Origin of the sequence: Bacillus sp. AR2-1, from assembly GCF_008368755.1 — a bacterium.
In the GTDB taxonomy this organism is placed as follows: Bacteria; Bacillota; Bacilli; order Bacillales; family Bacillaceae_G; genus Bacillus_A; species Bacillus_A wiedmannii.
Map to the genome: position 1 here is coordinate 268,541 of NZ_QORY01000015.1, position 13,244 is coordinate 281,784.

Here is a 13,244-nt window from a genome sequence, read left to right on the forward strand (position 1 = left end):
TTCTAATGATTATTTCGTAACAACTTCATCTTTTTTTATATTTACATTGTTTTCTCTCATAAACGCTTCAATCTCTTCAACTTCTCTAATAATATCTTTTGACAAGTTTTCATGTCCGTCTTTCGTTACAAGAATGTCATCTTCAATACGAATTCCAATTGCTTCTTCTTCAATATAAAGACCAGGTTCAATTGTTATAACCATGCCTTCTTCTAACACTCTATCTTTATATGTTCCTACATCATGCGTATCTAAACCAAGGAAATGGCTAACACCATGATAATAGTATTTTGATAACTCTTCGTCTTCTTGAATTAAACCAATTTCTTTACACTCTTCTGCTAGTACCTTTTTTGTATGCTCATTTAATGCAGCAAACTTTACTCCTGGCTTAATGAGTTCCGTTGTTTCTTTCAATGCTTTTAATACAATATTATACATTTGTTTTTGGCGACTAGAGAATGTTCCATTTGCCGGGAATGTATAACTAATATCAGCGTTATAGTAGTCTTTTTGAGCGCCTAAATCTAGCAGTACTAAATCACCATTTTGAATTTGTGCATCATTGTCTTCATAATGAAGAACTGTAGCATTTTTCCCACTTGCCAAAATTGTATTGAATGCATGATGCTTAATGCCAGATGATTTCAGTGTGAAATCAAATTGAGCTTCTAATTCATACTCCATCATGTCAGCTTTTGCATGCTTAAGTACGTTGTAAATGCCCTCTTTCGTTACAGCAATTGCTTCTTTTATGATTTCAATTTCTTCTTCTGTTTTAAACACTCGTAATTCACAAATATTCGGATATACATTACCAACTAAAACGTGTGGATACTGTTCTCTTACATGTTTAGCAAAAGCAAGCGTTTTTGTCTCCGTACCATTCCACTCACGACGCTCTAAATCTAAATATAGATGCTTCACATTTTCTGTAAAAAGTATATTTGACATTGTCTTTTCAAAGCTATCTAAATATACAACTTTCTTTATACCTGAAATTTTCTCTGCTTCTTTGTTAGAAACTGTTTTACCGACCCATTTTTCCATGACTGGATCCGATTTTTCAATGAACAGTGTTTCTTCAACACTATTTCCAAACTTCTTCAACATGAAAATAACATTTGGTTCCTCGATTCCTGTTACATAGTAAAAATTTCGATTCGGCACAAATTTATAATGTGCATCCGCTGACATATGAGGTGCTTGTCCAGCAAATAAAATAGTAATAGATTCATCTGGTAATGTGTTTACTAATCGTTCTCTATTTTGAGCAAAAAATGTTGATTTCATAATAATCCCCCTAGCGTTCTATGTATACTTGTAAATCTAATTACCCAATACAATTCATTTTATTATTGTTATAATTTTTCGTCAATTGATAGTACTCATAGAAAAAGGAAAATTTTCATTACTAGTGCCCATTCCAATCTAAATTATGCATACCACTCCACAATTTCTTGACATTTATTCCATATACTTAAAATCTCATATATAGGAAAGGAGCTACAACTTTGAAATATTATGTAGCAACAGGGATAGCAATTACTTCTTTGTTCATCATTACAGGATGTTCTAGCAACGCCGAAACAGCACCAGTGAAGAAAGACACGGTGCAATCTCAACGAAAACATACAGAAACAGGAAATACGAGTCCACAAAACTTCTATAAGGAAACTACATCTGGAAAAATCGAGCACATTCATGGAATTGGCTATGCAGGAAATATGCCCGGAGTTTCTATTGCCACTCACAGTGGTATAAAAGTTTATCAAAATGGAAAATGGTTTGAAACTAAGACTGAGCTACATGATTATATGGGGTTTCAGGCAACGAAGAACGGATTCTTTGCCAGCGGCCATCCTGAACCAGGTGCAAATTTAAAAAATCCTTTAGGATTAATGAAAAGTTCTGATGGCGGTAATACCCTCGAGAAGCTAGCGTTTTATGGAGAATCTGATTTTCACAACCTTGCTGTTGGATATAATACGGAAGCAATTTATTTATACAATGAGCGTCCAAATTCTAAATTACAACAAGGTTTTTATTTCAGTACGAACAACGGACAAGATTGGAAAAATAGTAAGTTAAAAGGTCTTTCAAGTACAATTCATTCCTTTTCCGTACATCCTGATCAATCTAGTGTAGTCGCGGTAAGTGCTAAAGATGGTGTTTACTTATCTACAGATTACGGAAATACATTTGAACTATTCTCTACATCACTTGAATCGACAGCAGTTACATTAAGTAATGAAGATGTTTTTTACGCCCCTATCAATAAGCAAATGATAACGAAGAAATCAATTGCTACAAATGAAGAAACAAACATACAAACTCCATCTTTAGATTCTAAAGATGCAATTATGTACATATCACAAAATCCTCAAAATTCATCTGAAATAGTATTTGCTACAATGAAAGCAAATGTGTTCCTTTCTACAGATGAGGGGAAGACTTGGAAGCAGATTACGAAAGAAGGAGCATTTCAATTTAATTAGAAAGGTGAATATAACGTGTTTTCAACAATTAGCGAGTGGAGTTATCAACTCATGTCTCCTTTAATGGATGTCGCGAATGCTACGAAATCAATTCCTCTTTTATTTGCATTTTTATTAGGCATTGTAGGTACCCTTGCTCCTTGCCAATTAACAGGAAACATTAGCGCTATTACACTTTATGGGAATCAATCTTTACAAAAGGGACATGCATGGAAACATATATTGTTATTCATTTTAGGAAAAATAATAGCTTTTACGACACTTGGACTATTAGTATGGTTTTTAGGAAAAGAGATTCAGCAAATATTAACTTTGTATTTCCCATGGTTACGAAAAATAATTGGACCTTTATTAATTTTAATGGGGCTAATGTTGGCAGGTATTATAAAAGGAAGAAGTTTCTTCTCGATCAAATTTATACGAAAACAAAATGAGGTTGGCTCATTTTTACTTGGATTCTTCTTTTCCTTAGCTTTCTGTCCGACTATGTTCGTTCTATTTTTCGGAACGTTAATCCCTTTATCTTTCTCATATAATTATGGTTACTTGTTTCCGACATTCTTTTCGATAGGAACTGCTCTCCCTATCGTTATATTAATGTTCATCATTTCCTACCTTGGATTAAATGGAGCACTACTTAAAAAGAGCCGAAAAATAGGAAAACACATTCAACTTATAGCAGGGGTACTACTCATTTTAGTCGGAATTTATGATATATCCTTATATTGGGTATAAATAAAAAAGGTAAGTTCAAGTGATTTGAACTTACCTTTTTTACAAATTATATTTCACTCTTCTGCATGCCCTTTTGTTTCATCTCCCACTTCTTATACAATAGTACTGCACCAAATAAAAATACCCCTGCAATGAATGAACCTACTGGTAACATTTTTATCATTTCATCAGGAAATACGAGCGGAAGTAAGGGAAATGCATACGCTGCTGGAATACGTACTCCAACTATTTTTAATAAAATAAGCATTAATATCATATTGAATAAAGTAACTACAATCCATGAATCAATTGCAAAATACAATAAAGTTCCAACAGTTGCTGATGTAGTTAATACTACTATTTGTTTAAATGCCATTTTTTCATTGTACATCGGTTTTTGAAGTGATTCATACACAACGACTAGAATTGGCGGAATAACCGCTAATTGTTCATAACCAGTTATCCAACATAAACTGATCCAAACGAAATTTAGTATTAGAAATACAGTCATATATTTATACTGTATATTCACTTTTCGCTCAATACCGTTATTCAATTTAAAAATAAGAACACCCATCATTAAAATAAATGTCAAAACGAAGACTGAGATAACAAATGACCATTCCGTCGCATTTGTTACTAATGGTAATAAACCTGTCGCAATAGATGGTGCTAAATTGGACTGAATAACACGTAAAAACAGCATCATCAATACAAGCGTTAAGCTTACTTTCCCTAAATAGGCTATATCCATTTGATTCACCATAAAACCAATTACAGCTGTTATTGACGGTGCAATAAAGATTTTTTCTGGTTGTCTTAGCCATCCCGGCTCACGGTATGCCCATAAAGCGATTGCCATTGCCGCTATTTCCGGCAAAATGACTTCTGGATCATTTAATAACACACCTGCTATTACCATGGCTAAAATAAATAAAATAGCAATCGTATATGAGATGATTGTTTCTTTCTTTGAAATTACTGCATTCATTATTACATACTCCTTTTTGCTTATTACTCTCATAAAGTAAAATAATAACTTTATATACCCTACTTAGGTATTGTATATTAACATCTTCCCTATTTCAAGTATTTGTGGTTTTTTCATTCTTTATCACCCCACACACTTACAAAACAATGAATGTTTATAAGCATTGACACTTATTAAAAGATACGTTACAATAACTATACATTAGTAAGTAACTAATGTAATTAATTGAAACTAGAGGTGAATCAAATGAAAAACATTTTATTCCGTATTAACGAATTATCAAAAAAAGAAAAAGCATATGGATTAACAGTTGATGAAAAACAAGAACAACAAATGCTGCGTCAAAACTATACAAAAACATTTCGTGGAAGCTTAGATTCCATTTTATTAAACACAAAAATTGTTGATCAACATGGTCTTAACGTTACACCAGCCGCATTACAAGATGCTCAAATACGTTTAAAATTAAGCAAATGAAATCAAAGCTAAAAAAACAATCGTATAAAACATAAAAAGAGCCGGAATTCCTATTTAGAAATTCCAGCTCTTTTTATTGTCTTTTCCAATTTAACATATGAGCGATACATCGCAATTCTCCACGACACAATCATCGCAAATGCAAGTAAGAAAAACATTCCGCTTAACTCTGCTAAATCAATTGATTGACTTAAATACGATTTTAACGCTACTCGTACAGCCAATAAGCCCACTAAAATAAATATGAATGCTTTTGACGGTTTCATATATATATGTTCGTTTCTTATTTCAAACTTAGTTGTTTTAATAAGAAATATAGAGAAAATAAGTCCTATACTAATCGCCTCTACTATTTCTAACGATGTTAATCGAAACTCCGGTAAGAAGTACATCATTGCGCCAGTACTCATAAAAATTGGCGGTAATATAATTTTCTTTTTCGTTACCGGTTTTTTCGCTGCTTTAAAGCGAAGAAACATGACACCAACAGCCATACAAACCGCTACAATACTTGATAAAAGTGCTATCATACTATCCACTCCTATCTATATAATAAACCTATAATTAAGTAAATAAATGCTGCATTATATAATTTCTTCATTTTATTCCTCCTGCTGTAAACTTTCCATATTCGTTGCAATCATTTTACACAAAGTTTATGAACGGAATATGAACAAAATATTACATTCAACTTTTGAAAATAAAAAAGCCATTCCACAATTAATATTTGCGGAATGACTTTTCAACTTATTTTAAATCTTCTATCGAGAAAGCACCTGGAAGTAATTGCTCAACAGTCACTTCTTTTTCATCACCTTTTACATTCGTTAGTAAAACTGTCATTTTCGGTTCACAGAATTCAGCAATTACTTGTCTACAAGCACCACATGGTGATATCGGTCCGTCCGTTTCGCCTGTAATAACTAAGTAACTAAAGTCGCGCTCCCCTTCTGATACTGCTTTAAAGATCGCTGTTCTTTCTGCACAGTTACATAAACCGTAAGAAGCATTTTCTATATTACAACCAGTATAGATTTTACCTTCTTTCGTAACTAATGCTGCGCCAACAGGAAATTTCGAATACGGAATATATGCTTTTGCTAACATCTTATTTGCTTCTTCGATATATTTTTTCTTATCCATATTATTTCCCCCTTAAAGTATGTGTAATTATGATTAGTCAGTAATAACTGTATGAACTAATTTAGGAGCCACTGCTGTTTCAGCAATAGAAATATTTTCATAAATTTTTGCTTTTACATCTTCTACATTTTCACGATTTGCATAGATCGTTACGAATGGCTCGCCTTCTTTTACTGCATCGCCAACTTTTTTACGTAACATTAATCCTACTGCTAAATCGATTTCATCTTCTTTTGTCGCACGGCCAGCACCAAGTAGCATAGCTGCGATACCAATTTCATCTGCAACAATGTTAGAAATAACACCTGAAGTTTTTGCAGGTACATCAATTACATACTTCGCCTGTGGCATTTTTTCTGGATTGTCTACAATTGAACTATCTCCGCCTTGATTGCTTAAGAACTCTTTAAACTTCTCAGTTGCTTTTCCGTTTTTCATAACTTCAATTAGCATTTCACGAGCTTCTTCTAACGTATTTGCTTTTTTCGCAAGTACGACCATTTGACTTCCTAATACAAGTACTAATTCCGTTAAATCTTCTGGACCTTCACCTTTTAACGTATCAATCGCTTCTTTCACTTCTAGAGCGTTACCAATTGCAAATCCAAGCGGTTGTGACATATCTGAAATAACAGCCATCGTTTGACGTCCTACATTATTTCCGATACGCACCATTGCATGTGCTAATTCTTTTGCATCTTCTTCTGTTTTCATAAATGCGCCAGCACCTGTTTTTACATCAAGTACGATTGCGTCAGCACCAGCTGCAATTTTTTTACTCATAATTGAACTCGCGATTAAAGGAATTGAGTTTACTGTTCCTGTTACATCACGTAATGCATAAATCTTTTTATCTGCAGGTGTTAAGTTTCCAGTTTGTCCAATAACAGCTACTTTGTCACGGTTTACAATATCAATGAACTGCTCTTTCGTAATTTCAACGTGGAATCCTTCTACCGCTTCTAATTTATCAATTGTTCCGCCTGTATGTCCTAAACCACGACCAGACATTTTTGCTACTGGTACATCTAAAGCAGCTACTAATGGTCCTAATACTAATGTTGTCGTATCACCAACACCGCCAGTTGAATGTTTGTCTACTTTAATTCCTTCAATTGCTGATAAATCGATCGTTTCTCCAGACTCAACCATCGCCATCGTTAAATCTGCACGTTCGCGATCTGTCATATCTTTAAAGAAGATTGCCATTGCAAGTGCACTCACTTGATAATCAGGAATACTTCCGTCTGTATATCCATTAATAAAGAATTTGATTTCTTCAGTCGTTAATTCTTTGCCGTCACGTTTTTTCGCAATAATATCTACCATTCTCATTACAATCACCATTCCTTTTTATATGATATGAATCTGTTAAAATAATAAGCCTACGATTGTTGCTGATAAGAAACTTACTAATGTTGCACCGAAAAGTAATTTCAAACCAAATCTTGCGACTACATTTCCTTGCTTTTCATTTAAGCTCTTAACTGCCCCTGCAATAATTCCAATTGAAGAGAAGTTTGCAAATGAAACTAAGAATACAGATATAATCGCTGTCGTTCTATCTGAGAAATTAAAGTTTCCTTGTGCTAAATCTGTCATAGCGACAAATTCATTTGATACTAATTTTGTTGCCATAATATTTCCGGCATTAACTGCTTCATGCCAAGGTACACCCATAATAAATGCAAATGGTGCAAATACATAACCAAGAATTTCTTGGAATGAAATACCGATTACACCTTTAAATACTGCATTAATGAATGCGATTAAAGCAACGAAACCGACTAACATAGCTGCTACTGTAATTGCAACTTTAAATCCATCTATAATGTATTCCCCTAATACTTCAAAGAAAGTCTTTTTCTCTTCTTCTTGTACTTCTAACATATCTTCTTCTTCAGTAACTTCATAAGGGTTAATGATAGAAGCGATAATAAAACCACCGAATAAGTTAAGCACTAAAGCGGTTACAACATATTGTGGTTTTAATAACACCATATATGATCCAACGATAGACATTGAAACGGTAGACATTGCAGATGCACATAATGTATACATTCTTTTCTCTGGCAATAATCCTAGTTGTTTCTTAACTGAAATAAACACTTCAGATTGTCCTAAAATCGCAGAAGCAACAGCGTTATATGATTCTAGTTTCCCCATTCCATTTACTTTACTTAATGCTAGACCAATAGATTTCACAATAATAGGTAATACTTTAATGTGTTGCAAAATACCTATTAAAGCTGAAATAAATACGATTGGCATTAATACACTTAAAAAGAACGAAAACTCTTTTTGATTTACTAATCCACCAAATACGAAATTCACACCGTCAGCGGCATATTTTAATAGCTCTCCAAAACCATCTGCTATTCCGCTAATTAATATATTCCCTACACTTGTATTTAATAATAAAAACCCCAAAATGAATTGTAATATAACCATCGTTATGATTGGGCGATATTTGACTTTCTTTCTATCATTACTAGCAAGCCAAGCGATACCTAAAATCAATACGAGGCCAAAAATACCGATTAAATATTTCATAAGCCGTCTCCTCCCATTCGTATCCGCTTACATTTTTTTCAATTGTTAAAGCAATAGATACACTTTACTTTGTGTATCTATTGCTTTTAACTTCATTAATGATTAGTAGTTATCTGTAGCACCTTTTGCATCATTTAATACGATTGCAACACTAGCACTTGCTCCAACGCGAGAAGCTCCAGCAGCTACCATTTTGTCTGCATCTTCACGTGTACGAACGCCACCAGATGCTTTTACACCAACGTTTGGTCCAACTGTTTTGCGCATTAATGCGATGTCTTCAGCAGTTGCTCCGCCAGTTGAGAATCCAGTTGAAGTTTTTACGAAGTCAGCACCAGCTTTTACTGATAATTCACAAGCGCGTACTTTCTCTTCATCTGTTAATAGGCAAGTTTCAATGATTACTTTTACAAGAGCTTTTCCTTTTGCTGCTTGTACTACTTCATAAATATCTTTTTCAACGAACTCGTTATCGCCGTCTTTTAAAGCACCTACGTTGATTACCATATCAACTTCAGTTGCACCTTTTGCGATAGCATCTTTTGTTTCAAATGCTTTTGTTTCAGTAGTGCTTGCTCCTAATGGGAAACCGATTACAGTACAAACATCTACATCATGTCCAGCTAATTCTTCAGCAGCTAGCTTCACCCATGTAGGATTAATACAAACAGAAGCGAATTTATATTCCTTTGCTTCTTCGATTACTTTCATAACATCTTCTTTAGTAGTATTAGCTTTTAAAATTGTATGGTCAATTAACTTTGCAATATTCATTATCTTCACTCCTCATATCTTTTAACAGCTTCATTCTAACTCTTAGTTGAACGAATGTAAATACACTTTTGAAATTTTGTTCATTCTTTTCAAAAAGGAATTTTCTTGTAGTAAATAAAGCGCATTCTAACTAAGAAACAATTCATATTTAAAATCAAAACTTTTATATTAACAATGGTAGTATGTATCTCAATATCCATAATTATTTTTAAAAAGGCAATTTGTATTCAAAAAACACTCCCATAATTCATACATAACAAAATAAAAGGCTTTCTCAAAATTAACATCTTGAGAAAGCCTTTTATTTCTAACCTTTTTGATAATGTAACAATTCTTTTGCTGTATGCTGATCGATAATTAATACATTTGCATACCCGCCACGTAACGCACCATCAATTGCTTTTATTTTTCTATTACCACCAGCAACTAAAATAGAACGTTTCTTTAATTTCAGTTCTTCTAACTCAATTCCAATTGTACGCTGATTAATCTCTTCGCTACTAATCTTTCCGTCTCCATCAAAGAAACGTGAACAAATGTCACCGACCGATTGTTTTTTGAGCAAATTCGTTTCATCCTTATCGAAATAACCTAATCGGAATAATAGTGCTTCGTCTCTCACTGTTCCTACAGTGAAAATTGCAACATTCGCTTGTTTCCCCATTTCGATAATGTGATGAATATGTCGATCCTGCTCTACTAATTCTTTTGTCACTGCATTATCAAATATAACTGGAAGGGGTAGATTTCTTGGTGTCGTTTGAAAAGCATCTGCAAATAAAGCAATCGTTTCATTCGCATATGTATTTACACTCGAATGACTAATACCACCTTTTAACTGAACAACTTCTACACCTTTTACATGTTGTGGTACAATTTTTCTAGCGATTTCATACATCGTCATTCCCCAGCTTACACCAACGATATCACCAGTTTTAACCGTCTTTTCCATATACTCAGCTGCATATTTACTAATATACTCTGTAATCGTTGCATATTCTGGTACTGGAGAAAATACGACATGTGCCTCTAACAAGTTGTACTTTTCTTTCAGTAAATTTCCAACGTTATCTAAATCAGCAAATGGATCGGCTATGCTAATTTGAACAAATCCTTTTTCTTTCGCGTACTTTAATAATCTAGAAATAGTCGGCCTTGAAATATTTAATTTATTAGCAATTTCCTGCTGACTATAATCTGACTGATAGTATAATCTTGCAACTTCAACGCTTAATTGTTGTTTATCTTTATCCATAGTAACTCATTACATATCCTTTCCTGTATTTCCTTTTCGTTACAAGCATTATACAGCTTTATGCAAGAAATTTCGACTACCGAATTTTATCTAACTGAACTTCTACTACACTTAGTATTTAAAATGAAACTTTATTGTATATATTTACAACCTCAACATAGATACACTTGAAACATATAAATCGATTTATATGTAATTCATTCTTTTTTGCTTTTTCTGTAGTAACGATAACAAATCCATTCAATAAGAAACATGAAACATCGTCTAAAAAGTTACCTTTACTAAAAACTATTCAAATACCCCTCATAAACAGAAGATACTGTTTATGAGGGGTATTTATTCAATTTAAGTCTATAAAAATCGGATAAAAACAATGCAAGTTTTCACTTATTTAGAATAAGTGAAAAGATGATGTTTTATTTGTTCAATAAAATAATGATGGTGTATATTATCGTTAGATACTCGACTTGCCATAATAGCTCCCTCCATTGAAGATGCAAGAAAAGAAGCGAGTGATATAATGTCTATATCTTCTTTAAGTTCTTGTTTCTCTATTCCTTCTTTTATGAGAGAAGCCATTAACATTACTGTATCGTCATAACCTTCTGCTGCTGCTTTTTGTAATTCTGGAAATACCCCAGTACTTTCAATTGCGCTATTAAGTAATGGACAGCCTCCAGCAATAGGAGGATTATTAGCTGCATCTTGATATACAAGGAATATTGCAAGGATTTTATCGATTGCTGTCTTTTTATTTTCCATTGCTTTATGAAAATGACTCCACATAATCTCACCACTTTTGTCGTAGGCAGCAAGGACAATTTCTTCTTTATTTTTGAATCTACGATAAATAGATCCTTTAGGTAGTTCAGTAGCTGTCATTATATCCTGGATGGATGTGCGAGTTATCCCATTTGTATTAAATAAATATAAAGATGTTTCAATAATTTTTTCTTTTACCTTATCAACTTTAGTCATGCTTTGTAATCCTCCTAATAAAAACGATCTTAATATTCCAGGTAATGTTTACCCTCTATTTTCTTAATTTTTTTGTAAGTATAAATAAATTTGGAACAGAAATATCTTATGGAAACCTCAAACAATACAGTTTGAAAAGAGGTTAATCAAATTGTATTATCCATATCATTAGAGTGAATTTTCCGCCAAAAACAACATGACCAATTGTTTAATTCAGTCATTTTATTCAACTAATTTTACCTAAAATCGTAGAAGATGTAAAAATATATATTTTAGTGTATAGACATATGATTATTATATATAATCTCTATTAATATGTTTAGCTAAAGTGTTTGAACTACCCCCACTTTCACTTCATATATTAGGATATCTACCGCATTCCTTGCGGTTAAAAGCCTTATCACTTCATTCTTTAAAAAGGAAATCGTTAATAATTAATGAGTACTGAAATTTAATTGTAAATAAGAAACTGACATATAAGTATTTTGTATTTTTGTCATTTTGATTTTGTTAATACTTTGTAAAAAGGATTAACAAAACTAGAAACTTATAGTATTATTAGTTTCCGGACCGAACCGTCCGGTTTTGAATCTTATATAAATATATTTAGAAGGAGAACTTAATGCAGAAAGAAAATTCAAAGATTGTAGGTAATTTAATTAGGAGGATAATAAAATGAACTTTATAAAAATGAATAAAAAAGAACTTACTATGCTAATAATCTTTACACTGTTTGTACCATTTCAAATTGGCTTGTACATATTATTTGGCATATCACTTTTAGCTAATGTCAATTTAGTTGAATCAGAATTTGTTCTTAGTGCCATCAGTTTTACTGTACCTGCTATTATAGGAATAATTTTCTTTAGGAAAGAAATCATTCAAAGTTTTACTTATTTTAAAGAGAAGACAATTTTGAAAATAGTAAGTATTCCTATGGTGGTTTTATTTACGGTAATTGTGGAACAGTCTATTATGCGTTTTCTAGCAACTGGTCAGCCAGAGAACCAAGAACAGCTTCTTGAAACGGGTGCAGAGGTACCTATTATATTTACATTGCTTATATTTGGTATTCTGGGACCAATACTTGAAGAAATTGTGTTTCGTCACATATTAATAAATCGTTTTTCTTATCATATTGGTACTGCTATTGCATCTATCATTTCGATTATTATTTTTACACTTCTTCATACAAACCAACTTTCGGATATTGCTATTTATTTACCTGGCTCGGTGATACTTACTGTGGCTTATCTTATTTCTAAAAGATCCATTGCATATGTTATAGCGATACATATATTAAACAATTGCCTTGCTTTCATTCTATAAGAAATTAGCCTTAGTTCTTTTGCAAAGTAAAAAAATAGAAACAGATATTGATAAATGTGGAGTACAATTTAGACAGTGACTAATGATTTATGAAATTCCTTGTACGTCGAAATACCGCAGTTTGGATGTAAACTGCGGTTTCTTTTATATAGGGGGGCCCACTGCATCACAATTAAACTAAAAAAGGAAATACCATGACTAATATATGTTCTCCTTATATCCCATTACAGTAAACATTTTTGGAAAATATCCAGAATTTTATTAGCGAGTTAGTAGTTGAAGAAAAATTTGTTCCTCAGCCCTTAAGTTATAATACATAAAAATTAAATTGCTTAGTTAAGAGAAAAGATGAAGTATCAATTTTGCTTAAAGTATCTAAACTACCTTGATTTTTTCTTATACAGCAAACTATATCAAGTGATTAAGGAACTCATTTTTGAGGCTCAAGTTAGATATGTATATAAAATTAGTATGAAGGTGTGAAATCAATTATAAAATAGTAGCTTTAGAATAAATGAAAAGAGAAATAAAT

At 32.5% G+C, this 13,244-nt stretch carries 13 protein-coding genes; 4 read left to right on the top strand and 9 right to left on the bottom strand.

What is annotated here, in order from left to right:
* Window positions 1-9: 9 nt before the first annotated feature.
* On the bottom strand, window positions 10-1,293 hold the full coding sequence (locus DT250_RS18020) for an aminopeptidase P family protein (RefSeq protein WP_149213468.1): 1,284 nt from the start codon (window positions 1,291-1,293) through the stop codon (window positions 10-12).
* 221 nt (window positions 1,294-1,514) lie between these two features.
* Between DT250_RS18020 and DT250_RS18025 the strand changes: the two genes are divergently transcribed.
* Window positions 1,515-2,498, top strand: coding sequence for a F510_1955 family glycosylhydrolase (locus DT250_RS18025; protein WP_149213469.1), 984 nt, complete (start codon window positions 1,515-1,517; stop codon window positions 2,496-2,498).
* Window positions 2,499-2,513: 15 nt separating this feature from the next.
* Window positions 2,514-3,233, top strand: a complete 720-nt coding sequence (locus DT250_RS18030) for an urease accessory protein UreH domain-containing protein (RefSeq protein ID WP_222124026.1) — start codon at window positions 2,514-2,516, stop codon at window positions 3,231-3,233.
* Window positions 3,234-3,279: 46 nt separating this feature from the next.
* On the opposite strand, the gene DT250_RS18035 is transcribed toward DT250_RS18030, so the two are convergent.
* Window positions 3,280-4,203 carry a hypothetical protein gene (locus DT250_RS18035; protein WP_142293458.1) on the bottom strand — a complete coding sequence of 308 codons (924 nt, stop codon included), beginning with the start codon at window positions 4,201-4,203 and terminating at the stop codon, window positions 3,280-3,282.
* 246 nt (window positions 4,204-4,449) lie between these two features.
* On the opposite strand from DT250_RS18035, the gene DT250_RS18040 reads away from it, so the two are divergent.
* Window positions 4,450-4,680: a DUF896 domain-containing protein gene (locus tag DT250_RS18040; RefSeq protein ID WP_088063027.1), complete on the top strand. Its 231-nt coding sequence runs from the start codon at window positions 4,450-4,452 to the stop codon at window positions 4,678-4,680.
* Window positions 4,681-4,730: 50 nt separating this feature from the next.
* Here DT250_RS18040 and DT250_RS18045 read toward each other — a convergent pair whose 3' ends face one another.
* From DT250_RS18045 to DT250_RS18075, 7 genes are all read right to left on the bottom strand, one after another.
* Complete coding sequence (locus tag DT250_RS18045) at window positions 4,731-5,210, bottom strand: CcdC family protein (RefSeq protein WP_088063026.1); 480 nt, start codon at window positions 5,208-5,210, stop codon at window positions 4,731-4,733.
* A gap of 217 nt (window positions 5,211-5,427) precedes the next feature.
* Window positions 5,428-5,823 (bottom strand): cytidine deaminase, encoded by a 396-nt coding sequence (locus DT250_RS18050; RefSeq protein WP_087982988.1) that lies wholly within the window; start codon window positions 5,821-5,823, stop codon window positions 5,428-5,430.
* A gap of 33 nt (window positions 5,824-5,856) precedes the next feature.
* A complete protein-coding gene (locus DT250_RS18055) occupies window positions 5,857-7,158 on the bottom strand; it encodes a pyrimidine-nucleoside phosphorylase (RefSeq protein WP_001983022.1) in 1,302 nt (433 codons plus the stop codon).
* Between the two features lie 36 nt (window positions 7,159-7,194).
* Window positions 7,195-8,376 carry a NupC/NupG family nucleoside CNT transporter gene (locus DT250_RS18060; RefSeq protein WP_000876170.1) on the bottom strand — a complete coding sequence of 394 codons (1,182 nt, stop codon included), beginning with the start codon at window positions 8,374-8,376 and terminating at the stop codon, window positions 7,195-7,197.
* Window positions 8,377-8,478: 102 nt separating this feature from the next.
* On the bottom strand, window positions 8,479-9,150 hold the full coding sequence (deoC, locus tag DT250_RS18065; RefSeq protein ID WP_001017444.1) for a deoxyribose-phosphate aldolase: 672 nt from the start codon (window positions 9,148-9,150) through the stop codon (window positions 8,479-8,481).
* A gap of 307 nt (window positions 9,151-9,457) precedes the next feature.
* Window positions 9,458-10,405: a sugar-binding transcriptional regulator gene (locus DT250_RS18070; RefSeq protein WP_000356574.1), complete on the bottom strand. Its 948-nt coding sequence runs from the start codon at window positions 10,403-10,405 to the stop codon at window positions 9,458-9,460.
* A gap of 387 nt (window positions 10,406-10,792) precedes the next feature.
* The gene (locus DT250_RS18075) at window positions 10,793-11,383 is read right to left on the bottom strand and encodes a TetR/AcrR family transcriptional regulator (protein ID WP_098856664.1); all 591 of its coding nucleotides are present in this window, start codon (window positions 11,381-11,383) and stop codon (window positions 10,793-10,795) included.
* Between the two features lie 675 nt (window positions 11,384-12,058).
* Between DT250_RS18075 and DT250_RS18080 the strand changes: the two genes are divergently transcribed.
* Window positions 12,059-12,712, top strand: a complete 654-nt coding sequence (locus tag DT250_RS18080) for a CPBP family intramembrane glutamic endopeptidase (RefSeq protein ID WP_149213470.1) — start codon at window positions 12,059-12,061, stop codon at window positions 12,710-12,712.
* Window positions 12,713-13,244 lie beyond the last annotated feature (532 nt).